Source organism: Phenylobacterium sp. (assembly GCF_019636135.1).
In the GTDB taxonomy this organism is placed as follows: Bacteria; Pseudomonadota; Alphaproteobacteria; order Caulobacterales; family Caulobacteraceae; genus Phenylobacterium.
Genome location: NZ_JAHBYD010000018.1, coordinates 1 through 26313, shown reverse-complemented (window position 1 = coordinate 26313; position 26313 = coordinate 1). Strand labels below are relative to the sequence as shown.

The following is a 26313-nucleotide window of genomic DNA, read 5'->3' as shown; positions in this document are numbered from 1 at the left end:
GCCTCCCCCTGAGCCGGGTCCCAGTTCCCGGGAATTGTCCTCGGCGGGGCGCAGCCTTAGGGCGGATATGTAAATTTAGGGTTGCATGGCGTTGATTCTACTCGTTTCCGGTCGCAGCCACGGTCCGTAGAGGGTCGCTCAGGCGCCCGCGACGACGCCGGCGTCGTGCAGCCGGGCGATCTCGCCGCCGGAGAGGCCCAGCACCTCGCTCAGCACCTCGTCGGTGTGCTGGCCCAGCTTCGGGGCCGGCGTGACGGGCCGGCGCGCGTCCTGCGGGATCGTCCCCATGGCGCCGGGGGCGTCGTAGGTCAGGCCGCTCGGGTGCCTCACCGCCTCGAACAGCGGATTGTCCTTGTAGAGCCGGGCGTCGCCGAGCGCCGCGTCCAGGGTCTGGTAGCTGCCCCAGGTGACGCCGCCCGCGTCGAACGCGGGCGCCAGCTCGGCCGCGGTCCTGGCCGCGAAAGCACGCTCGAACAGCGGATAGAGCCGGTCGCGGTGGGTGAAGCGCAGGCCCTCGTCCCTGGCGAACGACACGCCCAGCTCGGCCTCGACCGCGGCGGCCTCGGCGGCGATGCCCAGCACGTCCAGCGCCTTGGACCACTGCTTCGGCGTGATGCAGAGCAGCATCAGCTTCTCTCCGTCCCTGGTCATGAAGTCGCGGCCGAAGGCGCCGAAGACGTCGTTGCCCATCCGCGGCCGCTGCCGGCCGGTCAGCAGGGTCTCGGCGGTGAAGCCGAGGTTCGCCATCGTCGCCGCGCCGATGTCGCTGAGCGGCGCGCGGATCTCGCGCCCGCCCTGGCCGCGCATCCGCGCCAGCAGCGCCGAGACCAGGCCGAAGGCGCAGTAGGCGCCGGTCAGCAGGTCCCAGGCGGCCAGCACATGGTTCACCGGGCGTTCGTCGCCCTGCGGCCCGGTCATCAGCGGCAGGCCCAGCGCCGAGTTGATCGTGTAGTCCATGCCCTGCGAGCCGTCGGCCCAGCCCATGACGCGCACGCAGATCAGGTCGTCGCGGAGTTTCTTAAGCGTCTCGTACGAAAGGAACCCCTCGACCGGGAAGTTGGTGACGAAGAGCCCGCCGTCGTCGCCGGGCGCGGCGGCCAGACGTTGCGCCAGCTCGCGCCCCTCGGGGCGGCCGAGGTCGATGGCGACCGACTTCTTGGCCTTGTTCAGCCCCTCCCAGTAGAGGCTCGACCCGTTCTCCGCGAGCGGCCAGCGGCGGAAGTCCGGCCCGCCGCCGACGGTGTCGATCCGGATCACCTCGGCCCCCATCTGCGCGAGGTAGAGCCCGCACGTCGGGCCCGCCACGAAGGCCGAAGCCTCGACGACCCGCAGGCCTTTCAGGAGGTCGTACATTCCAAACTCCGCTCATCCCGCGCAGGGCGGGATCCAGGCTGTTCCTGCCCGCTCTCTAGCGACCCATCGCCCTGCGGAAGGCAACCCGCTCTAGGCTTTTGTTTTTCGCGCGTTTATTCCGAAAACCGGTTCCCACTTTTCGGAACGCGCTCTAGCCGCCCCAGCCGCGGTTGCCCATGCTGCGGCTGGACATGCGGCCGCCGAAGCCGCCGCGGCTGATCACCGACGAGCGGCTCATCACCTTTTCGGGCGGGCGGATCACGTCGGGGGCGTCGAAGGTGCGGCTGCCGATGCGGGTGCGGCCGGTCGAGTAGTCGGTCCAGACCCGGCCGCCGCCGTAGGAGTAGTACCCGCCGTCGCGCCAGTCGCGGTACAGGCCGCGCCCGCCCCAGCCGCCGTCCAGCATCCGGCCGACGATGAAGCCGGTGACCAGCGGGCCCCAGAACCCGCCGTGCCCGCCGGCCTGCTGGCGCGGGACGCACTGGCCCTGGCCGTAGACGTCCTCGCAGGACGCCTGGTCGGTCCACTTCGAGGCCTTCTCGTCGTCCTTGAGGGCCTGCTTCTCGGCGGCCTCGCAGGCGTCGTCCGGCACCTCGTCCTTGTCCTTGCACTCCTGCAGGGACTGGTAGGCGTAGGCGTCGACCGGCTTGTCGTGGTCGATGCGGATGTTGGCGGCGGGATTGTCGCCGCAGGCCACGAGCGAGACGCCGCCCATCGCCATCAGCGACGTCAGCGCCAGTTTGCGGGTGCGCTTCACGACCGTCAGGCCGTCATGCAGGCGGCGTTGAGGATGCCGACGACGATCGAGATGAACATCAGGTAGAGCGCGGTCGAGAGCTCGCCGCGCTCGATGCGGGCCGAGACGTCGGGCAGCGCGATGCGGCGCACGATCCAGAAGGTGGCGACCTGGATCACGCCGGCCAGGATCGCCCAGGCCACGAACTCGGGCAGGGTGTGGGTGTTGGCGAGCGCCGAGGCCAGCGGGATCACATAGCCGATGAGCGCGCCGCCCAGCGCCACGGCCGCCGCGACGTTGCCGCCACGGATCAGCGCGCCTTCGTCGTGCGGCGTGATCCAGCGGTAGAGCGCCTTGAAGATCAGGGTGAAGCCGCCGGCGGCCAGGAAGGCCAGCGCGAACGACAGCGCGCCGGCGCCGAAGGTGGCGGGATCGAAACCGATCATCTCTTTCCTTTCGAACGGGTGCGGACGCGCCGCACCCTAGGCTTCAAATTCTCCGACGTTCAGAGGGATTCCGACCATGACCTCGTGGGTGAGGTCGCCGCCCTCGGGCTCCATCTCGATGGCCAGGAGCAGCTCGCGCCCCTCCGCGGGGAGGTCCCGCGAGAAGAGCATGCAGGTCTGGTAGATCTTGCGGACGTGGCGGGCGGCGCGGTCGTCGTAGACGCTCTCCCAGAAGCTCACCGGGTCCTGCCGCTCGTCGGCGTCGCCGAACCAGAAGCGGCGGTACTCGGGCAGGCCCTCGGCGCTGAAGGTGCGCGCCCGCACGCGGTCGCCCCAGCGCCGGCGCGCGCCGGCGTCGGGCGGATAGTCCGAGGACCACGGGCCGAACAGGGTGAAGTCGTCCGCCTGCCGCCCCTCGGCGTCGGGGCTGACCATCTGCAGCATCAGGTCGTCCTCGGTGTAGAACCGGTGGACGTAGCCGTCGGCGCCCAGGTTGATGCGCCCCTGCGCCACGATGTTCAGCGTGTCGGCGTCGAGGCGGAAGACGGTGTCGGAGCCCAGCCGGCGCCAGGCCAGCGGGTCCAGCCGCACCATGCGCCCGATCGTGACGTTGCGGACGACCGGGATGACCTGGTCATCCCCGCCCTCGTCGCGGCGCCCGCCGAACAATCCCCGGAAGATCACGTCACCTGCCCTTTCCGGAGGCGGATCATACGCCCATCTTGCAGGCTGTCAAATGTACGCGTATGCATACGTGAACGCATGAAACGGCGGAACACGGACAAGGCGGCGGGCCTGAGCCCCGCGGAACGGACCCGGCTCTGGCGCGAGGAACGCCAGCGGCTCGGGCTCGTGAAGCTGGAGCTCTGGGTTCCCCCCGGCGCCAGGGCCGACGTCCAGGCCGCCGCCAGAGCGATCGTCACAGCGTCGAGCCGCGGACCGGCGCTGCTGGCCAACCCAGGCCCTCCGCAGGGATCATTCCAAATGGACCATGTCATCGACACCGACTGGTCGGTGAAGAGCCTGTCGAGCGCGCTGTCCGAGACCCGCCTGCTGCGCGAGGGCGAACTGACCGCCCGCGTGCTGGAGGGGACCGAACCCGTCCTCCAGATCACCATGCACGAGTTTGGGGACCTGCCGGTCTTCCTGTCGGTCGGCGCCGAGCAAATCGTCGTGAGCGCGCTGCTCTGGCCGGTGGACGAACAGAAGGACCAGGCCGCGTTCAACGTCTTCCTCCTGAAGGCGCAGAAGCTGGTGCCGCTGTCGAACTTCGGCATCACCACCGTCGCCGGCCGGGATTTCTACGAACTGTTCGGCGAGCTGTCGTGCAAGACCACGCTGCAGACCGTGGTCATCGAGGTGCGTATGCTGGCCGAGAACGCCATCCGCGCGGCGAGCGAGCTGCGCGACAGCTTCGCCTCGGCCGCCTGAGACCGGAGACCCCAGATGTCCATCTTCTCCAAGCTGATCACCCTCTTCCGGGGCGCGTCCTACGAGGCCGGCGCCGCGGTGGTCGACGCCAATGCGCTCAGGATCCTCGACCAGGAGATCCGCGACGCCGACAACGCGCTCGGCCGGGCCCGCGACGACCTGGCGACCCTGGTCGCCAAGCGCCGGATGATCGAGAAGGAGGTCCAGAACCTCAGGGACCAGTCGGCCCGCTACGAGGGCTCGGCCCGCCAGGCGCTCGGCAAGGGCGACGAGGCCCTGGCGCGCGAGGTCGCCACCCGGATCGCGGAACTGGAAACCGACATCGGGACGAAGACGCCCCAGCTCGCCGACATGAAGGTCGCCGAGGAGCGGCTGCACCAGACCATCGCCCAGACGCAGCAGAAGGTGGAGAACCTGCGCCGCGAGATCGACGTGGTGAAGGTGAACGACAGCGTCCAGAGGGCGCAGGCCGCCGTCGCCTCGCGGGGCGGCAGCGCCACCGCGGCGCTGGGCTCGGCCGCCGACAGCCTGAAGCGCATCAAAGAGCGCCAGATGATCCAGGACGAGAAGTTCAAGGCCGCCGCCGAGCTGGAGGACCGGCGCACGGGCGCCGACCTCGACGCCAAGCTGGCCGCGGCGGGCATCCTGCCCGGCCATTCCTCGGCCGACGACATCCTGGCCCGCCTGAAGGCGCCGGCCGGCGAACCGGCCCCGCAACTGGAGGCCCCCCGCCTGCAGATCGAGGCGCAGCCGGTGGCGGTGGAGAAGAAGGACTCCTAGCCCACACCCACGCTCGTCATGGCCCGGCTTGTCCGGGCCACCCATTGGGCTGTGCGTTCGTGGCGTCGCGCGGCGTCGAAGCTGCGGAAGGCTTTCGGCTCACAGCCCAATGGGTCCCCCGGACAAGCCGGGGGATGACGATCGAGGTAAGCGGAGCTCAGCGCCATGAAACGCATCAAGACGGACGAGCGGCCGGGCTGGGACGAGAAGGCCGAGCAGCTCGGGTTCACCTGGCGCCACCTCGACGGGGCGCGGTACTGGGACGAGCGCGCCTACTACCAATTCAGCCTCGCGGAGATCGAGGCGGGGCTGGAGGCGCCGGCGCGCGAGCTGCACGCCATGTGCCTGGACCTCGTGGCCGAGGCGGTGAAGTCCGAGGAGCTGATGGCGAAGCTCGCCATCCCGGAGGCGTCGCGCGACGACGTGGCCGAGAGCTGGGCGCGCCGGGACCCGACCCTCTACGGCCGCTTCGATTTCGCCTATGACGGGACCGGGCCGGCCAAGCTCTACGAGTACAACGCCGACACCCCGACCAGCATCTACGAGTCGGGCGCGTTCCAGTGGATCTGGCTGGAGGACATGATCGCCGCGGGCCGCCTGCCGGCCGACGCCGACCAGTTCAACAGCCTGCACGAGAAGCTGGAGGCCCGGTTCCGCGCGATCTTCCCGGGCGGCGGCTTCGTCCACTTCTCCAGCGACGCCGACTCCGTCGAGGACCGCCAGACGGTGAAGTACCTGGAGGACATCGCCGGCCAGGCGGGCATCGAGCCGAAGTTCGTCCCCGTGGGCGAGATCGGCCTCGCCGCCGACGGCCGCTTCGTCGACCAGGACGGCTACGTCATCCAGGCGCTGTTCAAGCTCTACCCGTGGGAGGAGATGCTGCGGGAGGAGTACGCGGCCAACGTCAAGGCCTCGAAGACGCGGTTCATCGAGCCGGCGTGGAAGGCGGTGCTGTCGAACAAGGGCATGCTGCCGCTGCTGTGGGCCCGCAACGAAGGGCACCCGAACCTGCTGGCGGCGTATTTCGAGGACGACCCGAAGGCGGCGGAGCTGGGCTCGTCCTATGTGCGCAAGCCGCTGTTCAGCCGCGAGGGCGCGAACATCGAGCTGGTGAAGCAGGGACGCAGGGCCCGCGTGCTCGACCTGGGCTACGGCGAGGAAGGCCACGTCCGCCAGGCGCTGCACGAGGCCACGGCCTTCGACGGCGCCTATCCGGTGGTGGGCGCCTGGATCGTCGGCGACGAGCCGGCCGGCATCGGCATCCGCGAGGACCGCAGCCGCGTCACGAAGAACCTGTCACGCTTCATCCCCCACGCCATCGTAGGCTGAGCGGCCACGCCGCACCGGGATGAGCGGTATCGAGGGCGGACCGTGGGACCCGCGCGGTCAGCTCCAGGGCAGGCGTTCGAGCCAGGCGTAGAAGACGTTCTCGCGGCGCTGGCTGGTCTGGATGTCGGTCATCAGGCTGGCGAGGCGGCCCTTGCCGGTGTCGCGCGCGGCGATGATCGACTGGTTGTAGGCGCGGATGTTGGTCGGGCCGGCGGGGGCCGGAGGCGGCGGCGGGGCCTTCGCCTGGACCGCGCCCTTGCCCCTGGCGGCGCCCTTGGCCGGCGCGCCCTTGGCGGCGGCCGTCTGCACCGGGACGGAGCCGGGCGGGCCGACGTCGGAGGCGCGCACGTAGCCGGGCGCGCCGGCCACGTCGATCTCCCACCAGCCGCCGTCGGGCTCGCCCGTCTTCGGCCGGATCTCGCGGCCGACCGGCAGGCTGGTGACCACGCTGGCCGAGGCCACCGGGGCCGAGCGCACCACGGTCGCCTTGATGGCCACCAGCGCGGAGGGGGGCGGAGGCGGCGGCGGCGCGGCGGCCTGCTGCTGGCCCGCGGGCGCGCCGCCGGCCTTGGGCATCGACTTCCTCGTGGTGTCGGCCACGGTGGCGTAGGCCGGGGCCTGGCCGCCCAGGACGTCGGCTTCTGAGGCGCCGTCGGTCATGGCCCGTCCCTGGGTGAAGGTCTTGGCCATGCCGGTGTGCTGGTCGACGACGTCGCCGGTGAGGTCGATATCCTTCTTCAGCGCCGAGACGAGGTCGGTGCGCTCGCGGCGGATGGCCTTGCGGTCCTTGTCGTTGGCGGCGCTGGCCAGGCGGGTGTTGATGTCGCTGAGCTGGCGGGCGCGGCAGTCGACCAGGGATTCGCCGTCGGTGACGATCTGGCGCGAGACGGTGAGCTGGCGCGCCGCGTCCTGGTCGATGTTGAACGAGGCCTTCTTCAGGTCGCCGCCGGCCTCCTGCTCCTTGAGCTTCGCATAGGCGTCGGCCGTCGCCACGATGGCCACCAGCACGGCCAGCGCCGCGTAGGCCTTCACGTTGTCGCCGCCGCCGCCCACGCCGAAGCCGCCGTAGTTGCTGACGCCCGGGATCTGCAGGCCCATGGCGCCCGAGAGCATGTCCTGGCCGAACATGGCGACCTGCTGCGACGCCTGCGGCTGCCCGCCCGGCTGCTGCGCCTGCTGGGCCGCGGCGCTCTGCATGGCCATGCCGCCGACGGCGCCCATCAGGCCGCTCATGCCGCCCATGGCGCTGCCGAAGCCGCCGCCGCCGCGGCCGCCCACCGGGATGCCGCCGCTCATCACGCCCTTGGCGAGCACCATGGCGCCCTGCTTGACCCCCTCGCCCACGGCGTTGGCCATCTTGGAGCGCTTCAGGTCCTTGTAGTCCTTGTCGAGCTTGACCAGCCCGGCCCGCTCGGTCCCGCAGGCGTTCAGGACGCTGTCGTTCCTGCCCTGCGCCAGCACCGGCTGGACGCTCATGCTCAAGAGCGCCACGGCGCTCACCGAAAGGCGGAGTCCCCGCCCGCGCAGCATCTGCAACATAGCCCCATCCTCCTGGAGCCCGGCCGGCCCCGCCTGGCGGAACACGACATGGGCCCGACACTCCCACACTCCCCGGCCCGTCCGCGCAGCGGACCGGAAGACCTTACCGCGCGCCCAGCCGATCCAGCTCGCCCTGCGCGCCCTCATCGCCGGCGGCGGCCGCCTTGCGATACCATTCGACCGCCTTGGCGCGGCTCGCCGCCACGCCCTGCCCGCCTTCGTACATGATCCCCAGGTTCCGCATCGCCGCGGCGCTGCCCCGGTCGGCGGCCTGCTGGAACAGCTTCACCGCCTCGGCCGGATTGGCCCGCACGCCCGCGCCGCGCGCGGTCAGGCTGCCCAGGCCCAGATAGCCGCGGGCGTCGCCGGCGTTGGCCGCCTGGCGGTAGTAGTCGGCGGCGCGGCCATAGTCCTGCGGCAGGCCCGCGCCATTCTCGAACATCACGGCCAGGCTGGACATGCCCTCGCTGTTCCCGGCCTCGGCGGCGCGCTGGTACCAGGTGGCGGCCTGGACGTCGTCCTTCCGCACCGCCTCGCCGTCCTCGTAGGCATAGCCCAGCCGCACCATGGCGTCGGTGTCGCCGGCCACGGCGGCGCGCTGGTAGAGGGTGAAGGCGCGGCGGCCGTCCTTCGGCACGCCCACGCCGCGTTCGTAGAGGTCGCCGAGCTGGGCGATCGAGGGGCCGTCGCCGGCGTCCACCGCCTTCTGCAGCCAGCCGGCCGCCTGGCGGGGGTCCTGCGCCGCGCCGCGGCCGCGCAGGTAGGCCTCGGCCAGCATGCCCATGGCGGTGGCCGAGCCGCGGTCGGCGGCGCGCTGCAGGGTCTGGAAGCCCGCGGCCTCGCTCCTGGCCGTGCCGAAGCCGTTGAGCTGGCAGAGCGCCCAGTTGACCATGCCGCCCGAATGGCCGGCGTCGGCGGAGCTCTTGAACCACCGGGCCGCGGCATTGACGTCCTTGGGCGCGCCCTTGCCGGTCAGCGACATGACGCCGAGGTTGTACATCGCCGCGCCGTTGCCCTGGCCCGCGGCGGTGGACCAGTCGCGGAAGGCGGCCTTGTAGTCGCCGCGGGCGAAGGCGTCGCGGGCGCTCCCGACCAGCTCCTGGCCGGGCGCGGCGGACCGCGAGGCCACCTGGAACGATCCGGAGGGCAGCTTCTCCAGCGCGCGGATGCGGTTCGACGCCAGCTTGCGGAACGAGCCCGAGATCTCGCCCCGGTCCTGGGCGTCCATGTAGGCCTTGAAGTCGGCCGGGTCGTCGGAGTCCTTGATCGAGGTCCAGAAGACCTGGTCCTTCTCCCACTTGATCTTGGTGAGGTCGGCGGCCGGCGCGGCCGAGGCGGTCTTCACCGGGCCGTTGGGGTCGAAGCTCCAGTGGACGTTGGGCCAGATGCCCTGCAGGTCGGGCGTCTGCTCACCCTCGGTCATCCGCTCGACCTCGGCCTGCACGTAGCTGGGCAGCTCGCCGACGGTGATGCCGGGGCGCGTCATGCCCTGGGTGAGCGCGATGGCGAAGGGGCTGTTGGCGGCGCCGTTCGCGCCGTCCTGGGCCACCTGGCCGGGGCCGGCGGCCATCAGGGTGACGACGGCGGCGCTGGTGGGACCGGCCTCGCGCGCCAGGCCGCGGGTGTTGCCGCCCAGGCTGCGGGTGGCGGTCGGGTTGTTGCGGCAGGCGTCGAGGATGATCAGGCGCACGGCCTTCGCGCCCATCAGCGACTGACCCAGCATGGCCGATTCCACGGAGCTGGCGGTCAGCGTCGACTTGTTGGTCGAGACGGCGTCCTTGGGCAGCAGGTAGTTCACGCCGTCGATCATGGCGCCGTGGCCGGCGTAATAGACGACCGCGGCCTCCGAGCCCTTGGCGTCCTCCTCGAAGGCGCCCAGGCCCTCGATGAGCTGGATGCGGCTGGGATCGTTCAGGACCTTCACCGTGAAGCCCAGCTTCTGCAGCGTCGCCTGCACCAGCTTGGCGTCCTTGGCGGGGTTCGCCAGGCTCGGGACCTTGTCGTACTTCGAGACGCTGACGATCAGCGCCACGCGCTGGGCCGCCCAGGCCGCAGGCACGACGACGACGTTCAACGCCACGGCGACGACCACCGCCTGCCAGCGGCGCGCCGACCGAGGCCGTTCCGCGGTGGCCCTACGCATGAACTTCACCCTCCAGCCGCACAGCGGGCAGGAAACCCTGGCCAGCGACTCAACATCACCGCGCGGCGGCGATCAAGTGAAGCCCGGACCGCCGCCGGCCGGCGCCCAGTCCGGTATTCGTTGCGGAAGGGCCGGCGGACGCGCGAAAAGCGCGCCGCCGGCGGATTTCCCCGCGGCCGGCGGCCGGCTATTTCGGCTGCGGATAGACGATCCGCGAGCGCAGGTTGTCGATCACCGCGCGGGCGTCGAAGGCGCGCACGTTGTCGGCGGGCTTCGGGCCCCGGCCCATGACGATCTCGGCCGAGGCCTCGAACCTGTCGATGGTGCGCACGTCGACCCGGTCGGCCCAGAAGGGGTCGCCCCAGAAGGGGTCCCAGCCGCGCCAGCCGAAGCCGCGGCCGTAGTAGCGCCACGACGGGCGCCAGAAGCCGTAAGACCCGTACCAGGGGCGGTAGAACGGGTCGGGCTCGACGTAGGTGCGGGTGTGCTTGTCGACGTCGCGGTCGATGATCTCGAACCAGTCGTAGCCGTTCTGGGTGGTGAGCTCGGCGGCCCGGAACAGCAGGTAGCCCTCGACCGTCTCGCGGCTCGTCAGCGAGTTGCCGGCGAAGTTCACGCGGAAGCGGTTCGGCTCCAGCCTCACCTCGGAGAAGCCCCCCGAGGCGGCGCTGCCGCGGATATTGGGTTGGTAGGGGGTCGGCGTAGCGCACGCGGCCAGGCTGAGCGCGAGGGCCGCGGCGGCTAAGACAGTGGATTTCCTGAACATTTGCAGATCTCGAAACTCAGACGTCCCCATCCGGGAGGTAAGAAGCCCAACTCTTGGCCGCAATTGTGGTTGCGGTATTGCATTCAGGCGCCGCCGGTGACCGCGAGCACATAGATCAGGCGGCCCAGCGATCCGAACAGCAGGACGGCGACGGCCAGCGCCTGGATCATGAAGCCCAGCTCGCGCTTCTTGGGGTCGGCGACGTAGCCCAACTGGTAGACGATCCGCCCGACGATCCAGACCAGGCCGACGGCGGCGGCGACCAGGTCGCTCCAGTAGATGGCGAAGAGCCAGAGCGGCACGAGGAACAGCGGCAGCCATTCCAGGGTGTTGTAGTGCGCCCGGATCGTGCGCTCGAGCACCGGGTCGCCGGTCATCGCGGGCGCGGCGATGCCGCTCTTGCCGCGGGCGCGGCCCACCTGCAGGCCCATCCAGAAATAGACCAGAAGCGCCAGGAGCGTGACGATGGCGACATAGCTGTGCGGCGGCATGTGAAGGGTCCCTCGCGCGCCGGCGCTCTCGGGCGGCGCCGTCACGGCCGAGCTTGGCATGCCGCGGGCCTGTCGGGAACCGCTCGGCGCGCGAGGCTTTGTCTTCAGCGACCACCGAGCGTCGGGAGAGCGCTATGGACGTCGACTCCGCCGCCATCCAGGCCATCGACTACGACGAAGGCCAGGCCAAGCTGTTCGTCCGCTTCACCAGCGGCGAGCGCTACATGTACGTGGGCGTCCCCGGCGAGGTCTGCCGCTCCTTCGTGGAGGCCGCCTCGAAGGGCCGGTTCTTCCACGCCGAGATCCGCGACCGGTACCCCTACAACCGGATCGAGGGGTGAAGTCGAAACCTCCCCCATTCATGCAGGGCTATCGCAGATGGCTTGTGGGCGGCTTGTCCGCCCGATTCATGAACCGCAGAGATCGCGGAGATACGCAGAGAGCTCGTGGATCCACGGGAATCCTCTGCGTATCTCCGCGATCTCTGCGGTTTGATTGACGGCCATTCGGCCACCCGCATCCATATGCGATTGCCCTCCCCCGCGCAGCGGGGGAGGTTCGTCAGCCGCGCTTGTCGCGCTTGGCGGCGACCCGCAGGCGCAGCGCGTTGAGCTTGATGAAGCCCGCCGCGTCGCGGTGGTCGTAGGCGACCTTGCCTTCCTCGAAGGTGACCAGTTCCTGGTCGTACAGCGAGTACGGCGAGGTGCGGCCGATCACGGTGACGTTGCCCTTGTAGAGCTTCACCCGCACCTGGCCCGTCACGTTCCTCTGGCTGTAGTCGATCGCCGCCTGCAGCATCTCGCGCTCGGGGGCGAACCAGAAGCCGTTGTAGATGAGCGACGCGTACTTCGGCATCAGCTCGTCCTTCAGGTGCATGGCCCCGCGGTCCAGCGTGATCGACTCCATGCCGCGGTGGGCGTGGAGCAGGATCGTGCCGCCCGGGGTCTCGTAGACGCCGCGCGACTTCATGCCGACGTAGCGGTTCTCCACCAGGTCGAGGCGGCCCACGCCGTTGTCGTGGCCGAGCTGGTTCAGCTTCGTCAGCAGGGCCGCCGGCGACAGCTTCTGGCCGTCGATGGCCACGGGGTCGCCGTTCTCGAAGTCCATCGTGAAGACGGTGGGCGTGTCGGGCGCGGCCTCGGGGCTGATCGTGCGCATGTGGACGAACTCGGGGGCCTCGACCGCCGGGTCCTCCAGCACCTTGCCTTCGGAGGAGGAGTGCAGCAGGTTGGCGTCGACGCTGAAGGGCGCCTCGCCGCGCTTGTCCTTGGTGATCGGGATCTGGTGCTTCTCGGCGAAGTCCAGCAGCGCCTCGCGGCTCTTGAAGTCCCACTCGCGCCAGGGCGCCACGACGCGGATGTCGGGCTCCAGCGCATAGTAGGCGATCTCGAAGCGGACCTGGTCGTTGCCCTTGCCCGTGGCGCCGTGGGCGACGGCGTCCGCGCCGATCTTCCGGGCGATCTCGATCTGCTTCTTGGCGATCAGCGGCCGCGCGATGGAGGTGCCCAGAAGGTACTGGCCCTCGTAGACGGTGTTGGCGCGGAACATCGGGAAGACGTAGTCGCGCACGAACTCCTCGCGCACGTCCTCGACGAAGGCGTACTCCTCCTTGACGCCCAGGGTCATGGCCTTGCGGCGCGCCGGCTCGATCTCCTCGCCCTGGCCCAGGTCGGCCGTGAAGGTCGCGACTTCCGCGCCCAGCTCGGTCTGGAGCCACTTCACGATGGTGGAGCTGTCGAGCCCGCCGGAATAGGCGAGGACGACCTTCTTGGGCTTGTCGGCCATTGGGGTGGGGAGCCTTCAGTCAGGAGTTCGGAATTCGCGCGCCTTAAAGGGCACGAGGGCCGCAGGTTCAAGCGCTAACCGCGCCCTCGTCCTCGAGGGTCCGCAGGCTGCCGCGCAGCCATGTCAGGCATACGATGGCGAACAGGCCGGCGAGCGTTGCGCGCACGAGGAACAGGATCACGGCGCCCTGGGCGTCCAGGCCGCCCGCCGCCGAGGCCGCCGACAGGCCGAGCCCGATGAGCAGCGGCGCGCCGAACATGACGCCCAGCGCCAGATTGCGGGCGAGGCGGACGCCGCCCCACATCGGCATCTTCACGCCCGCCGGAACGCGCCTCAACGCCCCGCGGCTTGTGGAGGCGATCAGCGCCATGGCCAGGACCCACAGGCCGTCGGCGATGTAGTGCAGGGCGATCAGCATCTAGACGGTGACCTGGGTCCCCATCTCGACCACGCGGCCGGGCGGGATCTTGTAGAAGTCGGTGGGGTTGGCGGCGTTCCTCATCAGGAAGATGAACAGCTTGTCCTGCCAGAGCGGCATGCCCGACTGCGCCGACGGCACCACGCTGCGCCGCCCCAGGAAGAAGCTGGTGGCCATGATGTCGAACTTCAGGCCCAGCTTGCGGCAGAGGCCCAGCGCCTTGGGGATGTTGGGGCTCTCCATGAAGCCGTAGGCGATGGTCAGCTTCTTGAAGTCGTCGTTGAGCGGCTCGATCCGGACCCGCTTCTCCTCGGCCACCCGCGGCGTCTCGGCCGTGTGGATCGTCAGGATGATGTTCTTCTCGTGCAGCACCTTGTTGTGCTTGAGGTTGTGCATCAGCGCGACGGGCGCGATGTCGGGGTCGCTGGTCAGGAAGATGGCGGTGCCGGGCGCGCGGTAGGGGCTGCGGGCCTTCAGGATGTCGGCCAGCTCGGCCAGGGGCACGGAGTCGCGCCGGCTCTTGTCGTAGAGGATCTGCGCGCCGCGGGTCCAGGTCCACATGATCACCACCAGCGCGCCGCCCAGCGCCAGCGGCAGCCAGGCGCCGTGGAAGAACTTGAGCAGGTTGGAGGTGATGAACACCAGGTCCAGCACGCCGAACGCGGTCGAGGCGGCGACCGCCTGCCAGACCGGCCGCTTCCAGAGGTGGCGGACGATGAAGAAGAACAGCAGCGTGTCGACGAACATCGCGCCGGTGACGGCGATGCCGTAGGCCGAGGCCAGGTTGGAGCTGGTGCGGAAGACGAACAGCAGCAGGAGCACGCCCACCAGCAGGAAGGTGTTCACCTGCGGCACATAGATCTGCCCGGCCTGGGTCTCGGAGGTGCGGCGGATGTCGATCCGCGGGAACAGGCCCAGCGACACCGCCTGCTGGGTCATCGAGAAGGCGCCGGTGATCACCGCCTGGCTGGCGATCACGGTCGCGACCGTCGCCAGGACCAGCACCGGCCAGTAGGCGATCTGCGGGATCATCTGGAAGAACGGATTGTGCCGCGCCTCGGGCCGCGAGAGCACCAGCGCCCCCTGGCCCAGGTAGTTGACGAGCAGGCACGGCAGCACGAAGCCCAGCCACGCGACGCGGATCGGCTTCTTCCCGAAGTGGCCCATGTCGGCGTAGAGCGCCTCGGCGCCGGTGACCGCCAGGAACACGCTGCCCAGGATGACGAAGCCCAGGAAGCCGTTGTCGAGCAGGAACATCACGCCGTAGTGCGGCGACAGCGCCCGGAAGACCGAGAGGTCGTCGGCCAGGTGGTAGAAGCCCAGGCCGGCCAGCGTCAGGAACCAGATCGCGGTGATCGGCCCGAAGAACCTGGCGACCAGCGCGGTGCCACGCGACTGCACGAGGAACAGCGCGATCAGGATGCCGGCCGAGATGGGCAGCACCAGGCCGCTGGCCCCGTGGGGCACGCCCGGCGCGTCGCGCAGGCCCTCGACGGCCGAGAGCACCGACACCGCCGGCGTGATGATCCCGTCGCCGTAGAACAGCGCCGCGCCGAACACCGCCAGGAAGAACACGAACGTCGAGCGCCGCGGCATCACCCGCTGGGCCAGCGCCATGAGCGCGAGCGTGCCGCCCTCGCCCTTGTTGTCGGCCCGCATGAGGAAGATCACGTACTTGACCGTGACGATCAGGATCAGCGCCCAGGTGATCAGCGAGACCACGCCGAGGACGGCCATCTCGCCGCCGCCGCCGCCGCGCGAATGGCCCAGGGCCTCGCGCATGGCGTAGAGCGGGCTGGTGCCGATATCGCCGAACACCACGCCGATCGAGCCCAGGGCGAGCGCCCAGAACCCCTCGGTATGCGCGGCGTGTCCGTTGGCCTGACCGTCGGGGGTCGAGCCGTTCGGGGATTGCGACGGGTCTTCGGACCTTGCGTCGACGGCCTGCTCAGCCATCCGGTATCTCCGGGGAAGCCCCAGCCAAGGTCCCCAAGGCGGCCCTATGCCGTCGCGGCGGGCGCGAATACACCCAATCCCGACGCCGTTCAATCGCATGGCGCCGGTTCGGGGAACAGCCGCAACCTGCGCCCCCGAACGGTTCATCGGACGCCCGGGTTTCGGGCTGGTCGGCAAGGGGGGCTGCACATGGATCGCAAACTGGCGCTGGTGACGGGCGCATCGGCCGGCATCGGCGCCGCCTTCGCCCGCGCCCTGGCCCGGCGCGGCTACGACCTGGCGCTGACGGCGCGGCGGGCCGACCGGCTGGAGGCGCTCGCCGGAGAGGTCCGGTCCCGCCACGGCGTCGAGGCGCTGACGATCGCGGCCGATCTCGCCGAGCCCGACGCGCCCGGGCGGATCCTCGAGCGGCTGGCCGGCCAGGGCCGGTCGGTCGACGTGCTGGTCAACAACGCCGGCTATGGCCTGGCCGGGACCTACGCCGAGACGGCCTGGGCCGACCAGCAGGCCTTCCTGCAGGTGATGGTGACCGCGCCCTGCGAACTGGCGCACCGTGTCGCGGGCGGGATGCGCGAGCGGCGGTTCGGGCGGATCGTCAACGTCGCCTCGCTGGCGGGGCTGCTGCCGGCGGCGGCGGGGCACACGCTCTACGCGGCGTCGAAGGCGTTCCTGGTGCGCTTCTCGCAGAGCCTGCACCTGGAGCTGCGCCCGGCCGGCGTGCATGTGACGGCGCTCTGCCCAGGCTTCACCTACAGCGAATTCCACGACGTGAACGGCACGCGCGAGCGCGCGGACGCGTCGCTGCCGCGGTGGATCTGGCAGGACGCCGAGACGGTGGTCGAGACCGGCTGGCGGGCCGCGGAGGCCAACCGCCCGGTGTGCGTCCCGGGCGCGGTCAACAAGGCCATCGCCGGCCTCGCCCGCGCGATCCCCGAGGACTGGGCCCTGGCCCTGATGGCCAGCCAGAGCGGCCGCGTGCGCAAGACGTGAGCCCTACAACCATCTGTGTGGTTCAGTGCCCGTAGGGGTTGGCGACGCTGGGGCGGATGAAGCCGGTGGTGCTCTCGGCGAGGCCGGCGAGGATGAACTGGACGGCCAGCGCGCAGAGGATGAGGCCCAGCACGCGCACCACGATGGTGAGGCCGATGCGGCCGAGCAGGCGGGTCAGGATGGGCGTCGCCAGGAACGAGAGCAGGGTGGCGAGGCCGACCGCCGCGATCGCGCCGACGCCCACGGCGGCGCCCTGTATGCCGAACTGCCGCGCCTGGCTGGCGTAGATCACCACCGTCGAGATCGCGCCGGGGCCGATCAGCAGCGGCATGGCGAACGGCACGATCATCCGCTCGAAGCGCTTGCGCACGAAGGCGCGGCCGGCGCCGGCGGTGTTGTCGGCGGCCTCGCCGAAGCTGGCGGTGAAGTCGTCGCGGGCCATCTCCAGGCCCAGCAGCAGCAGGATGATCCCGCCTGCGATCCGGAACGCCGCCAGCGAGATGCCGAAGAACTCCAGCAGGCTCAGGCCTGAGAAGTAGAAGAAGGTCAGGAAGGCGAAGACGAACAGCGAGATGTAGAGCGCGATCCAGGCGCGGTCGCGCGATTTCACGCCCTCCGTCGCCGCGGCGAACAGCGGCACGTTGCCGATCGGGTCGATCAGCGCGAACAGGGCGACGAAGAAGTTGACCGCGAACTCGGCCTGGCTCATGCAGGGCTCTTAGCCCACATCGCCATCCGCGGACCACCCCCGCGCCGTTCACGGAGCCTATCGCCATGGCCGCCGCCGCCCTCGCACAAGCGCCCACCAGAGCCGACCCGCGCCTGATCGTCCCGCTGGACCTGCCGTCGGTGGCCGAGGCGCGGGCGATGGTCGAGGCGCTGGGCGACGCGGTCGGCTTCTACAAGGTCGGGCTGGAGCTGTTCGCGGGCGGCGAGGGCATGACGCTCGCGCGCGAGCTCAAGGGCGCCGGCAAGCAGGTGTTCCTGGACTGGAAGCTGCACGACATCGGCACGACCGTGCAGCGGGCGGCCGCCGTGCTGGCGGGCTCGGGCTGCGACTTCCTGACGGTGCATGGCGAGCCGCAGGTGATGGCCTCGGCGGTGCGCGGGCGCGGCGCGTCGGGCCTGAAGATCCTGGCGGTGACGGTGCTGACCAGCCTGACCGACGCGGACCTGGTCGAGACCGGCTACCACGAGACCGCCCGCGCGCTGGTCGAGCGGCGCATCCACCAGGCCATCGCCGCCGGCTGCGACGGCGTGATCGCGAGCCCGCACGAGGCGGCCCTGGCCCGGGCGCTCGGCGGGAAGGACTTCCTGGTGGTGACGCCGGGCGTCCGCCCCGACTGGTCCGCCAGGAACGACCAGGCCCGCGCGGCCACGCCGCTCGACGCCCTGCGGGCGGGCGCCAGCCACATCGTCTGCGGCCGCCCGATCACCGGCGCCAACGATCCCGCCGCCGCGGCGCGCCGCGTGGCGGCGGAGATGGGCGGCGTGCCGCTGTAGGCCCATGCGTCGCCGTCGCGGCGCCTGCGCTCCGGCGCGTGCTTTCCTTGCGTTGGCGTCGGGCCGGGCGTAGGGGACGCTTCCCCCGAAAAGGGCGATACGTCAGGAGAGTTGCGATGGGCTACCGGGTCGCCGTGGTCGGCGCCACGGGCAACGTGGGCCGCGAGATGCTGAACATCCTCGAGGAGGTGAACTTCCCCGTGGAGAAGGTCCACGCGATCGCCTCGCGCAACTCGATCGGCCTCGAGGTCTCGTTCGGCGAGAAGATCGTCAAGTGCGAGGACATCGAGCAGTTCGACTTCTCCACCGTCGACCTCGTGCTGATGAGCGTGTCGGGCGGCTTCTCCAGGGAATGGTCCCCGAAGATCGGCGCCGCCGGCCCGATCGTGATCGACAACTCCTCGGCCTGGCGGATGGACCCCGACGTGCCGCTGATCGTGCCGGAAGTGAACCCGGACGACGTCGAGTGGGCGCACAAGAAGAACATCATCGCCAACCCGAACTGCTCCACCGCCCAGCTCGTCGTGGCGCTGAAGCCGCTGCACGACCGCGCGAAGATCAAGCGCGTGGTGGTGGCGACCTACCAGTCGGTGTCCGGCGCCGGCAAGGAGGGCATGGACGAGCTCTGGGACCAGACGAAGGGCGTCTTCGTGCTGGGCGGCACGCCGCCGAAGAAGTTCCCCAAGCCGATCGCCTTCAACGTCATCCCCTTCATCGGGTCGTTCCGCGACGACGGCTACACCGACGAAGAGGCCAAGATGTGGGACGAGACCCACAAGATGATCGACCCGGCGATCAAGCTGACGGTCACCTGCGTGCGCGTGCCGGTGATGGTGGGCCACTCCGAGGCGGTGAACATCGAGTTCGAGACCCCCATCGACGAGGACGAGGCCCGCGACCTGCTGCGCGAGAGCCCCGGCCTGATCGTGATCGATAAGCGCGAGCCCACCGGCTACATCACGCCGAAGGAAGCCCAGGGCGAGTTCCCGGTCTACGTCAGCCGCATCCGCAAGGACCCGACCGTCGAGAACGGCCTGTCGCTGTGGGTGGTCGCCGACAACCTGCGCAAGGGCGCGGCGCTGAACGCGGTGCAGATCGCCGAACTCCTCCACGCCCGTGGCCTGATCAAGTCGAAGGCGCTGGCCTAGATGTCGTCCTCGTCGGAGCCCGGCGAAGCCCGCCTGGCTCTGACGGCGGGCATCACCTGCTACCTCATCTGGGGCTTCGTGCCCCTGGCCTTCCAGGCCATCAACGCCCTGGGCGCGAGCTCGTGGGAGATCGTCGCGCACCGCATCGTCTGGGGCGCGCCGACCGCGCTGATCCTCGCCCTGGTCGCCAGGCAGGGGCGACAGATCCTGGCGGTGCTGCGCAATCCCCGGACCCTGGCGTGGCTGACGCTCTCGACCGTGCTGATCGCGTCGAACTGGGGCGTCTACATCTGGTCGGTCACCTCGGGCCGGGTGCTGGAGGGCAGCTTCGGCTACTACGTCACCCCGCTGGTCAACATGGCCTCGGGCGCGCTGATCTTCCGCGAGCGGATCGACCGGACCGGCGTCGCCGCCATGGCGCTGGCGGCCGTGGGCGTGCTGTTCCAGGGGCTGGCGCTGGGCCATCTGCCGCTGATCTCGCTGACGCTGGCGCTGTCGTTCGGCGGCTACGGCATCGTGAGGAAGCAGGTCCAGGCCGACGCCCAGACCGGCCTCTTCATCGAGTGCCTGATGCTGCTGGTCCCGGCGCTCGTCTTCATCGGCTGGCTGGAGAGCCGCGGCGCCGGCCACTTCGTCAGCTCCCCCGCCTCGACCATCTGGCTGATCGCGGCGGGCCCGATCACCGCCCTGCCGCTGGCGCTGTTCTCCTGGTGCGCGCGGCGGCTGCCGCTCTCGACCATGGCCTTCCTGCAGTTCATCGGCCCGACGATCGGCTTCGCCATCGGCGTGTCGCAGGGCGAGCCCTTCACGGCGCTGCACGCCACCTCGTTCGGCTTCATCTGGGCCGGCGCCGCGGTGTTCCTCGTGGGCGCCTGGCGCAGGTCCCGCGCGATCCGCGCCGCCGTGGCCGAAACCGCGCCCGCCGGGTAGTCCCACAAAAACGCATAGCGGGTCTGTGAAAACGCTGATCTATGCATCGTTCAGATGATGCTATCTAAACAGTGTCCAGACGGACAGCCCCGCTCCCCCGGGGCTTCAACCCGAAACTCAAGGTGTGTGTCATGACCTTCTTCTCGACCTTCGAACGCCAAGCCGACCGCATCGCCCCGCTGGCGATCCTCGTCCTCGGCATGCTGACCGCCTTCGCCACGGCCGGCCTGGGCGCCTGAGCGACCCCGCTCAACCGCGACGGATCAGGGCCCCTCGGGGCCCTTTTTCGTTTCCGCCTCTCCCCCGAGCGCCGAAGGCGCGAAGAGAGGGAGAGGGCAGGGAGAGGGCGGCTCCGGCAGCGGGGCTGCCCCGGAGGTCGCCCGAGGCCCTTCGAACAACCGCATGCGTGGGGTACATGCCGCGCCGCCCTCTCCCTGCCCTCTCCCTCTCCGTTCCGCTGCGCTTCACGGGGGGAGAGGAGTCCGCGCCTAGAGCGCCGCGTACGCCAGTTCGATCAGGCGCTTGGGGCGCGCGTCGCCCATCAGGGCCGTGCCCTGCCTGTTCATCACGTAGCCGCAGCCGAGCTTCCGCGTCGGGTCGGCGAAGGCGCAGGCGCCGCCCCAGCCGGAGTGGCCGAACGCGCCCGGCGTCGGCCCCCAGGGGTGGCAGGGCTCGTTGCGCATGAAGCCCGCGCCCCAGCTCATCTCGTAGGGCAGCACCAGGTCCTGGCCGCGGATGCGCTCGCGGCTCGCCTCGGCGATGAGCGCGGGCGACAGGATCTCGTCGCCCTCCAGCCAGCCGTCGTTGGCGAGCGCGCCCATGAGCCGGGCCAGCGCCTCGGCCGTGGCGTAGCCGTTGGTGGAGGGCACCTCCATGCGGCGGTAGTCCGCCGCCGCCTTGCCCGCCGCCGAGGACCAGGGCGCCAGGAAGGCGGCGCGGGTGGCGTCGTTGATCTCGCCGAAGTCGGGCATGGCGGTCGGGCGCACGAGGTCGGCGACGCGGCCGTCCACGCCGTCGGGGAGGCCGACCCAGAGGTCGAGGCCGAACGGCGCGCCGATATCCTCCCGGAACGCCGCGCCGATGGTGCGCCCGTCGACGCGCCGGAAGATCTCGCCGACGAGATAGCCCACGGTCACCGGGTGGTAGCCGCTCGCGGTCCCCGGCGGCCACATGGGCGCCATGGCCGCGAGGCGGGCGCAGATCGCGTCCCAGTCGGCCCAGAGCGCCGGGTCGATGGGCTCGGGGAAGCCCGGCAGGCCGGCCTGGTGGCTGATCGCCTGCTCGACGGTGACGGCGGCCTTCCCGGCCTGTCCGAACTCGGGCCAGACGTCGGCGACGGGCTGGGCGTAGTCGAGCTTCGCGGCGTCCACCAGGCGCGCGATCATCAGCGCGGCCACCGCCTTGGTCGTGGAGAAGACGGGCGCCAGGGTCTCCTCGTCCCAGGCCTGCTCGCGGCGGCGGTCGGCGAAGCCGCCCATGAGGTCGAGGACCACCTCGCCCGCCTCGACCAGGGTGAAGCGCGCGCCCAGCTCCTCGCCCGCGTCGAAGCTTGCTGCGAACGCGTCCTTCACCGCCGCAAAGCGGGCGGGGGCGAAGCCGCCGATCGCGGTCATCCGGCTAACGCGAAGCCTCCTGCTCGAACCCGCGGCTGCCGTCGTCTTCCGCCGCCTCGGCTTCGACGGACGTGACCTCCGCGCCGGGCGGCCCCTGGCGACAGGCCTCCACGAGGCGCTGGATAGCATCCGGATCGCCGATGACCAGCACCTCCACGCGACCGTCGCGCAGGTTGCGACACCAGCCGTGGAGCCCAAGCGCGTGCGCCTGTTGCTCGACCCACCAGCGGAAGCCGACCCGCTGGACGTGGCCCGACACGAGGATGCGTCTCGCCGGAAGCGCCATAGTCAGAGCCGCTCCACCCGCACCGGCGCCGCCGGGTTCACGATGCGCTCGGCCAGCGCCACGATGGGCAGCTCGGTGGACTTCCAGGCTTCGGCGGCGGCCACCGTCTCGGCGGCGGCGCGGGCGGCGCGCTCGGCCGCGTCGCGGGGGTCGCGCCCCTCGACCAGCCCGGCGCCGAAGCTGGCGGTGACGAGGTCGCCGGTGCCGTTGGGGGCGGTGGCGATGCGGCGATGGCCGAACAGCACCGCCTCCTCCTTGTCGACGTAGAGCAGGCCGATCTCGCCGTCGCCGGCCGGGGCCGAGGTGACGAGCGCGGGCTTGCCCAGGCTGCGGACCGCATCGCGCGCGTCGGCCGCCGTGTCGATCTGCCTGTCGGCCAGGAAGGCCAGTTCCCAGAGGTTGGGCGTCAGCCAGTCGGCGAGCGGGACCAGCCGGTCCTGCACCGCCTGCGCCACCTCGTACTTCACGTAGAGGCCGCGGGGCGCGTCGCCCAGCACCGGGTCGACCAGCACCAGCGGCCGCGCGCCCCACGCCTCGCTCCGCCCGGTCGTGCGCACCCGCTCGATGACGCCGGCGGCGATCTCCACCTGCTCGGGATCGGAGAAGTGGCCGGTGATGATCAGGTCGACCATGCCGAACAGCGCGTCGGCCTCGATGTCGCCCAGCATGCGCCGGAACACGTCGGGCGAGGTGACCTCGCCCTTGCCGCCGCGGGCGGGGGTGCGACCGAACATGACCGTCGGCGCCAGCACGGGATCGATCTTGTGCGCCGCCAGTATGTACTGCTGCGCGGCCCCGCCGATGCGCGAGGCGGCCACGAACGACGAGAGGATCAGGGCGAGCGGCACGGCTTCGCCGTTATCCCAGAACCCGCCGGCGAACCAGCGCCATTCTACTGCAGATGGTGAATGGGTCGATAACTCTAGTCTGGGTGGCGCCTGCGCCGATGCGCGCGGGGGTTGTGTGTCGGCCAAGAGAAAGGGCGGCCCGGCGGGCCGCCCTTCCCTGACACAGCCCTGGCGACGGGCTTGTCTAGTAGCGGTAGTGCTCGGGCTTGAACGGCCCCTGCGGCGGGACGCCGATGTAGTCGGCCTGTTCCCTGGAAAGCGTGGTGAGCTTGGCGCCCAGCTTGTCGAGGTGGAGCATGGCCACCTTCTCGTCGAGGTGCTTGGGCAGGGTGTAGACCCTGGTCTCGTACCTGGCGCCGTTCTGCCAGAGCTCGATCTGGGCCAGCGTCTGGTTGGTGAACGACGCCGACATCACGAACGACGGGTGGCCGGTCGCGTTGCCCAGGTTCACCAGGCGGCCTTCCGACAGCACGATGATCTTCTTGCCGTCGGGGAACTCCACGTGGTGGACCTGCGGCTTGATCTCGTCCCACTTGAAGTTGCGCAGGCCGGCGATCTGGATCTCGCTGTCGAAGTGGCCGATGTTGCAGACGATGGCGTTGTTCTTCATCCGCCGCATGTGGTCGACGGTCAGCACGTCCTTGTTGCCCGTGGCCGTGCAGAAGATGTCGCCCTTGTCGGCGGCGTCTTCCATGGTGACGACCTCGTAGCCCTCCATCGCCGCCTGCAGGGCGCAGATCGGGTCGACCTCGGTGACCATGACGCGGGCGCCGCCGTTGCGGAGCGACGCGGCCGAGCCCTTGCCCACGTCGCCGTAGCCCAGGACCACCGCGACCTTGCCGGCCAGCATCACGTCGGTGCCCCGGCGGATCGCGTCCACCAGGCTCTCGCGGCAGCCGTACAGGTTGTCGAACTTCGACTTGGTGACGCTGTCGTTGACGTTGATGGCGGTGAACGGCAGCTCGCCGCGCTCGTGCATCTGGTAGAGGCGATGCACGCCCGTGGTGGTCTCCTCCGACACGCCCTTACAGGCGTCGCGGATGGCCGTGTAGAAGCCCGGCTTCTCCTTGAGGTAGCGCTTCATCACCGCGAAGAGCGCCTCTTCCTCCTCGTTCTGCGGGTTCGCGAGGACCGACGGGTCCTTCTCGGCCTTGGGGCCGAGGACGCAGAGCAGGGTCGCGTCGCCGCCGTCGTCGAGGATCAGGTTCGGATAGCCGCCGTCATGCCACTCGAAGATGCGGTGGGCGTATTCCCAGTACTCGACCAGCGTCTCGCCCTTGATGGCGAACACGGCCGTGCCCTTGGCGGCGATGGCCGCGGCGGCGTGGTCCTGGGTCGAGAAGATGTTGCACGAGGCCCAGCGGACCTCGGCGCCCAGCGCCTGCAGGGTCTCGATCAGCACCGCCGTCTGGATGGTCATGTGCAGGGAGCCGGCGATGCGGGCGCCCTTCAGCGGCTGGGCATTGCCGAACTCGGCGCGCACGGCCATCAGGCCGGGCATCTCGGTCTCGGCGATCTCGATCTCCTTGCGGCCCCAGTCGGCCAGCGAGAGGTCCTTCACGACGTAGTCGGTCATCTTCAGTCCTGGTGAGGGGAGATTGCGTTGACGGCCCCTATAGCGGGACACGGCCGGCGCATCAACTCGCATATAAGGAAACCTTTATGCGATATGGGCCGCGGGCCGGCCGCCTGCCGACAGGTTCCGGCCGGGCGTCGCGCCACGGCTTGTCGGCGGACGGCTAGCCCCGCCGTCCTCGGGCCTCTATCTGGGGACGGTCAGCAGGAGCGCGCGTGGCCGAACCGATCATCGACATCCAGGGACTGGCCAAGACCTACGCCGGGGGCTTCCAGGCGCTGAAGGGCGTGGACCTGACGATCAACCGCGGCGAGATCTTCGCGCTGCTGGGCCCGAACGGGGCCGGCAAGACCACGCTGATCGGCATCGTCTGCGGGCTGGTGCGGCCGAGCGGCGGCAGGGTCGTCGCCGACGGCCACGACATCCGGACGGACTTCCGCGCCGCCCGCGCCAAGATCGGCCTCGTGCCGCAGGAGATCTCGACCGACGCCTTCGAGACCGTCTGGGACACCGTGAAGTTCAGCCGCGGCCTCTTCGGCAAGGCGCCCGACCCGGCGCACCTTGAGAAGGTGCTGAAGGATCTCAGCCTCTGGGACAAGCGGTCCGAGAAGATCATGGCGCTCTCGGGCGGCATGAAGCGGCGCGTGATGATCGCCAAGGCGCTCAGCCACGAACCCACGATCCTGTTCCTGGACGAGCCCACCGCCGGCGTCGACGTCGAGCTGCGCCGCGACATGTGGGAGATGGTCCGGGCCCTGCGCGAAAACGGCGTCACCATCATCCTGACCACCCACTACATCGAGGAGGCCGAGGAGATGGCCGACCGGATCGGCGTGATCTCCCACGGCGAGCTGATCCTGGTCGAGGAGAAGGCGCAGCTCATGCGCAAGCTCGGCAGGAAGCAGCTCACGCTGCAACTCCAGGAGCCGCTGGCGGCCGCGCCGCGGATCGACGGCTTCCCGCTGGAGCTGGCCGGCGACGGCGCCCAGCTCATCTACACCTTCGACGCCCAGGCCGAGTCCACCGGCATCGCCGAGCTGCTGCGCCGCCTCGGCGAGCGCGGCATCGACTTCAAGGACCTGCGTACTGAAGAGAGCAGCCTCGAGGACATCTTCGTCAGCCTGGTCCGCGGAGGCCGCGCATGAACCTGCACGCGGTCAGGGCCATCTACCTGTTCGAGATGCACCGATGGCTGCGGACCATCGTCCAGAGCGTGGCCGCCCCCGTCATCACCACCTCGCTCTACTTCATCGTCTTCGGCGCCGCGATCGGCAGCCGGATGCCCAGCATCGGCGGCGTGAGCTACGGCGCCTACATCGTGCCGGGCCTCTTGATGCTGTCGATCCTGACCGAGAGCATCTCCAACGGCTCGTTCGGCATCTACATGCCGAAGTTCGCCGGCACGATCTACGAGGTGCTGAGCGCACCCGTCTCGGCGGGCGAGGTGGTGCTGGGCTACGTCGGCGCGGCGGCGACGAAGTCGGTGGTGCTGGGGCTGGTGATCCTGGCGACCGCGCGCATCTTCGTACCCTACGAGATCGGCCACCCCCTCGTGATGCTGGCCTTCCTCGTGCTGACCTCGGTGACCTTCAGCCTGTTCGGCTTCCTGACCGGCATCTGGGCCGACGGCTGGGAGAAGCTCTCGATCATCCCGACCCTGGTGGTCACCCCGCTCACCTTCCTGGGCGGCAGCTTCTACTCGATCGACATGCTGCCCGGCGTCTGGAAGCAGATCGCGCTCATCAACCCCGTCGTCTACCTGGTCAGCGGCTTCCGCTGGAGCTTCTACGGCGTCTCCGACGTGGGCGTCGGCCTGAGCCTGGCGGCGACGTTCGGCTTCCTGGCGGCATGCTTGGCCGCGGTGACCTGGATCTTCCGCACCGGCTGGCGGCTGAAGACGTAGCGGCGCAGCGCGGCGCGGCGCGGTTGCCGATTCAAGGCTCGCGGAAGAAGCCCTGGAGGTGAGCGGAAGCTGTTGAATGCCCTCAGGGGGAATCGAGAGCGGACCCTAGAAGCTGTTAGGGACTGAGGCTGGTCGGCGAGAGGCGGCAAAGCCCTCTCCCCCTTGCGGGGAGAGGGTTTGGGAGTGGGGGTGTCGGCGCAGCGCTCCAAGGCGAGCACCCCCACCCTGACCCCTCCCCGCAAGGGGGAGGGGAAGCTGTGGGAGATGTTTATCCAGAGTTTCAATCTCTTATTCCGGCTCGTGAGTGCCGTCTGAAAGACCTCAGTTCCCAACAGTCTCTAGC

26 protein-coding genes are annotated in these 26313 nt (G+C 70.1%); 10 read left to right on the top strand and 16 right to left on the bottom strand.

The genetic code is table 11. The features are described 5' to 3' along the window. Positions 1-138 precede the first annotated feature (138 nt). From KF737_RS13635 to KF737_RS13620, 4 genes are all read right to left on the bottom strand, one after another. A complete protein-coding gene (locus KF737_RS13635; protein WP_296455578.1) occupies positions 139-1353 on the bottom strand; it encodes a CoA transferase in 1215 nt (404 codons plus the stop codon). Between the two features lie 151 nt (positions 1354-1504). Beyond that, positions 1505-2110, bottom strand: a complete 606-nt coding sequence (locus KF737_RS13630; RefSeq protein ID WP_296455575.1) for a DUF1190 domain-containing protein — start codon at positions 2108-2110, stop codon at positions 1505-1507. Positions 2111-2115: 5 nt separating this feature from the next. Then, entirely contained in the window at positions 2116-2535 is a 420-nt protein-coding gene (locus KF737_RS13625) for a DUF350 domain-containing protein (protein ID WP_296455573.1), read from the bottom strand. Between the two features lie 36 nt (positions 2536-2571). Beyond that, on the bottom strand, positions 2572-3219 hold the full coding sequence (locus KF737_RS13620; protein WP_367273231.1) for a DUF2491 family protein: 648 nt from the start codon (positions 3217-3219) through the stop codon (positions 2572-2574). A 78-nt stretch (positions 3220-3297) separates the two neighbouring features. Between KF737_RS13620 and KF737_RS13615 the strand changes: the two genes are divergently transcribed. The 3 genes from KF737_RS13615 to KF737_RS13605 all read left to right on the top strand — a co-directional run bounded on the left by KF737_RS13615 (position 3298) and on the right by KF737_RS13605 (position 6075). Continuing rightward, positions 3298-3966 carry a DUF2170 family protein gene (locus tag KF737_RS13615; RefSeq protein WP_296455571.1) on the top strand — a complete coding sequence of 223 codons (669 nt, stop codon included), beginning with the start codon at positions 3298-3300 and terminating at the stop codon, positions 3964-3966. A 15-nt stretch (positions 3967-3981) separates the two neighbouring features. Continuing rightward, a complete protein-coding gene (locus tag KF737_RS13610) occupies positions 3982-4746 on the top strand; it encodes a PspA/IM30 family protein (RefSeq protein ID WP_296455568.1) in 765 nt (254 codons plus the stop codon). Positions 4747-4911: 165 nt separating this feature from the next. Beyond that, the gene (locus tag KF737_RS13605; protein WP_296455564.1) at positions 4912-6075 is read left to right on the top strand and encodes a glutathionylspermidine synthase family protein; all 1164 of its coding nucleotides are present in this window, start codon (positions 4912-4914) and stop codon (positions 6073-6075) included. A 57-nt stretch (positions 6076-6132) separates the two neighbouring features. Here the strand turns inward: KF737_RS13605 and KF737_RS13600 are convergent, their stop codons facing one another. The 4 genes from KF737_RS13600 to KF737_RS13585 form a co-directional block, all read right to left on the bottom strand. Further along, the gene (locus KF737_RS13600) at positions 6133-7614 is read right to left on the bottom strand and encodes an SH3 domain-containing protein (RefSeq protein ID WP_296455561.1); all 1482 of its coding nucleotides are present in this window, start codon (positions 7612-7614) and stop codon (positions 6133-6135) included. 103 nt (positions 7615-7717) lie between these two features. Further along, complete coding sequence (locus tag KF737_RS13595; RefSeq protein WP_296455553.1) at positions 7718-9757, bottom strand: caspase family protein; 2040 nt, start codon at positions 9755-9757, stop codon at positions 7718-7720. Positions 9758-9944: 187 nt separating this feature from the next. Then, a complete protein-coding gene (locus tag KF737_RS13590; protein ID WP_296455550.1) occupies positions 9945-10523 on the bottom strand; it encodes a hypothetical protein in 579 nt (192 codons plus the stop codon). Positions 10524-10606: 83 nt separating this feature from the next. After that, complete coding sequence (locus KF737_RS13585; protein WP_296455547.1) at positions 10607-11014, bottom strand: MAPEG family protein; 408 nt, start codon at positions 11012-11014, stop codon at positions 10607-10609. Positions 11015-11148: 134 nt separating this feature from the next. Here KF737_RS13585 and KF737_RS13580 point away from each other — a divergent pair, with 134 nt between their 5' ends. Further along, positions 11149-11355, top strand: a complete 207-nt coding sequence (locus KF737_RS13580; RefSeq protein ID WP_296455545.1) for a KTSC domain-containing protein — start codon at positions 11149-11151, stop codon at positions 11353-11355. 220 nt (positions 11356-11575) lie between these two features. Here the strand turns inward: KF737_RS13580 and KF737_RS13575 are convergent, their stop codons facing one another. From KF737_RS13575 to KF737_RS13565, 3 genes are all read right to left on the bottom strand, one after another. Next, positions 11576-12799, bottom strand: a complete 1224-nt coding sequence (locus KF737_RS13575; RefSeq protein ID WP_296455543.1) for an argininosuccinate synthase — start codon at positions 12797-12799, stop codon at positions 11576-11578. Positions 12800-12866: 67 nt separating this feature from the next. Beyond that, the gene (locus tag KF737_RS13570) at positions 12867-13217 is read right to left on the bottom strand and encodes a hypothetical protein (protein ID WP_296455540.1); all 351 of its coding nucleotides are present in this window, start codon (positions 13215-13217) and stop codon (positions 12867-12869) included. Further along, complete coding sequence (locus tag KF737_RS13565) at positions 13218-15173, bottom strand: potassium transporter Kup (protein ID WP_296455537.1); 1956 nt, start codon at positions 15171-15173, stop codon at positions 13218-13220. 189 nt (positions 15174-15362) lie between these two features. On the opposite strand from KF737_RS13565, the gene KF737_RS13560 reads away from it, so the two are divergent. Next, positions 15363-16163 carry an SDR family oxidoreductase gene (locus tag KF737_RS13560; RefSeq protein ID WP_296455534.1) on the top strand — a complete coding sequence of 267 codons (801 nt, stop codon included), beginning with the start codon at positions 15363-15365 and terminating at the stop codon, positions 16161-16163. A 22-nt stretch (positions 16164-16185) separates the two neighbouring features. Here the strand turns inward: KF737_RS13560 and KF737_RS13555 are convergent, their stop codons facing one another. Then, complete coding sequence (locus KF737_RS13555; protein ID WP_296455531.1) at positions 16186-16872, bottom strand: MarC family protein; 687 nt, start codon at positions 16870-16872, stop codon at positions 16186-16188. 65 nt (positions 16873-16937) lie between these two features. Here KF737_RS13555 and pyrF point away from each other — a divergent pair, with 65 nt between their 5' ends. From pyrF to rarD, 3 genes are all read left to right on the top strand, one after another. Further along, entirely contained in the window at positions 16938-17666 is a 729-nt protein-coding gene (gene pyrF, locus KF737_RS13550; protein ID WP_296455528.1) for an orotidine-5'-phosphate decarboxylase, read from the top strand. A 116-nt stretch (positions 17667-17782) separates the two neighbouring features. Continuing rightward, positions 17783-18814, top strand: a complete 1032-nt coding sequence (locus KF737_RS13545; protein WP_296455525.1) for an aspartate-semialdehyde dehydrogenase — start codon at positions 17783-17785, stop codon at positions 18812-18814. Next, entirely contained in the window at positions 18815-19744 is a 930-nt protein-coding gene (gene rarD, locus KF737_RS13540) for an EamA family transporter RarD (protein WP_296455522.1), read from the top strand. Between the two features lie 488 nt (positions 19745-20232). On the opposite strand, the gene KF737_RS13535 is transcribed toward rarD, so the two are convergent. The 4 genes from KF737_RS13535 to ahcY form a co-directional block, all read right to left on the bottom strand. After that, on the bottom strand, positions 20233-21357 hold the full coding sequence (locus tag KF737_RS13535) for a serine hydrolase domain-containing protein (protein WP_296455519.1): 1125 nt from the start codon (positions 21355-21357) through the stop codon (positions 20233-20235). 4 nt (positions 21358-21361) lie between these two features. Next, positions 21362-21616: an acylphosphatase gene (locus tag KF737_RS13530; protein WP_296455515.1), complete on the bottom strand. Its 255-nt coding sequence runs from the start codon at positions 21614-21616 to the stop codon at positions 21362-21364. Positions 21617-21645: 29 nt separating this feature from the next. Next, the gene (locus KF737_RS13525) at positions 21646-22491 is read right to left on the bottom strand and encodes a PfkB family carbohydrate kinase (protein ID WP_296455512.1); all 846 of its coding nucleotides are present in this window, start codon (positions 22489-22491) and stop codon (positions 21646-21648) included. 184 nt (positions 22492-22675) lie between these two features. Further along, the gene (gene ahcY / locus KF737_RS13520) at positions 22676-24067 is read right to left on the bottom strand and encodes an adenosylhomocysteinase (RefSeq protein ID WP_296455508.1); all 1392 of its coding nucleotides are present in this window, start codon (positions 24065-24067) and stop codon (positions 22676-22678) included. A 215-nt stretch (positions 24068-24282) separates the two neighbouring features. On the opposite strand from ahcY, the gene KF737_RS13515 reads away from it, so the two are divergent. Both KF737_RS13515 and KF737_RS13510 read left to right on the top strand, forming a co-directional pair. Then, the gene (locus KF737_RS13515) at positions 24283-25212 is read left to right on the top strand and encodes an ABC transporter ATP-binding protein (RefSeq protein ID WP_296455505.1); all 930 of its coding nucleotides are present in this window, start codon (positions 24283-24285) and stop codon (positions 25210-25212) included. Continuing rightward, positions 25209-25970 carry an ABC transporter permease gene (locus tag KF737_RS13510; RefSeq protein WP_296455503.1) on the top strand — a complete coding sequence of 254 codons (762 nt, stop codon included), beginning with the start codon at positions 25209-25211 and terminating at the stop codon, positions 25968-25970. The genes KF737_RS13515 and KF737_RS13510 overlap by 4 nt, the downstream gene beginning before the upstream one ends. The last annotated feature ends 343 nt before the right edge of the window (positions 25971-26313 follow it).

What these genes read in the sequence shown, in the direction of transcription:
- KF737_RS13635 (WP_296455578.1), bottom strand. Translation starts at nt 1,353, where the DNA reads ATGTACGACCTCCTGAAAGGCCTGCGGGTCGTCGAGGCTTCGGCCTTC.
- KF737_RS13625 (WP_296455573.1), bottom strand. Translation starts at nt 2,535, where the DNA reads ATGATCGGTTTCGATCCCGCCACCTTCGGCGCCGGCGCGCTGTCGTTC.
- KF737_RS13615 (WP_296455571.1), top strand. Translation starts at nt 3,298, where the DNA reads ATGAAACGGCGGAACACGGACAAGGCGGCGGGCCTGAGCCCCGCGGAA.
- KF737_RS13610 (WP_296455568.1), top strand. Translation starts at nt 3,982, where the DNA reads ATGTCCATCTTCTCCAAGCTGATCACCCTCTTCCGGGGCGCGTCCTAC.
- KF737_RS13605 (WP_296455564.1), top strand. Translation starts at nt 4,912, where the DNA reads ATGAAACGCATCAAGACGGACGAGCGGCCGGGCTGGGACGAGAAGGCC.
- KF737_RS13600 (WP_296455561.1), bottom strand. Translation starts at nt 7,614, where the DNA reads ATGTTGCAGATGCTGCGCGGGCGGGGACTCCGCCTTTCGGTGAGCGCC.
- KF737_RS13595 (WP_296455553.1), bottom strand. Translation starts at nt 9,757, where the DNA reads ATGCGTAGGGCCACCGCGGAACGGCCTCGGTCGGCGCGCCGCTGGCAG.
- KF737_RS13590 (WP_296455550.1), bottom strand. Translation starts at nt 10,523, where the DNA reads ATGTTCAGGAAATCCACTGTCTTAGCCGCCGCGGCCCTCGCGCTCAGC.
- KF737_RS13585 (WP_296455547.1), bottom strand. Translation starts at nt 11,014, where the DNA reads ATGCCGCCGCACAGCTATGTCGCCATCGTCACGCTCCTGGCGCTTCTG.
- KF737_RS13580 (WP_296455545.1), top strand. Translation starts at nt 11,149, where the DNA reads ATGGACGTCGACTCCGCCGCCATCCAGGCCATCGACTACGACGAAGGC.
- KF737_RS13575 (WP_296455543.1), bottom strand. Translation starts at nt 12,799, where the DNA reads ATGGCCGACAAGCCCAAGAAGGTCGTCCTCGCCTATTCCGGCGGGCTC.
- KF737_RS13570 (WP_296455540.1), bottom strand. Translation starts at nt 13,217, where the DNA reads ATGCTGATCGCCCTGCACTACATCGCCGACGGCCTGTGGGTCCTGGCC.
- KF737_RS13565 (WP_296455537.1), bottom strand. Translation starts at nt 15,173, where the DNA reads ATGGCTGAGCAGGCCGTCGACGCAAGGTCCGAAGACCCGTCGCAATCC.
- KF737_RS13560 (WP_296455534.1), top strand. Translation starts at nt 15,363, where the DNA reads ATGGATCGCAAACTGGCGCTGGTGACGGGCGCATCGGCCGGCATCGGC.
- KF737_RS13555 (WP_296455531.1), bottom strand. Translation starts at nt 16,872, where the DNA reads ATGAGCCAGGCCGAGTTCGCGGTCAACTTCTTCGTCGCCCTGTTCGCG.
- pyrF (WP_296455528.1), top strand. Translation starts at nt 16,938, where the DNA reads ATGGCCGCCGCCGCCCTCGCACAAGCGCCCACCAGAGCCGACCCGCGC.
- KF737_RS13545 (WP_296455525.1), top strand. Translation starts at nt 17,783, where the DNA reads ATGGGCTACCGGGTCGCCGTGGTCGGCGCCACGGGCAACGTGGGCCGC.
- rarD (WP_296455522.1), top strand. Translation starts at nt 18,815, where the DNA reads ATGTCGTCCTCGTCGGAGCCCGGCGAAGCCCGCCTGGCTCTGACGGCG.
- KF737_RS13535 (WP_296455519.1), bottom strand. Translation starts at nt 21,357, where the DNA reads ATGACCGCGATCGGCGGCTTCGCCCCCGCCCGCTTTGCGGCGGTGAAG.
- ahcY (WP_296455508.1), bottom strand. Translation starts at nt 24,067, where the DNA reads ATGACCGACTACGTCGTGAAGGACCTCTCGCTGGCCGACTGGGGCCGC.
- KF737_RS13510 (WP_296455503.1), top strand. Translation starts at nt 25,209, where the DNA reads ATGAACCTGCACGCGGTCAGGGCCATCTACCTGTTCGAGATGCACCGA.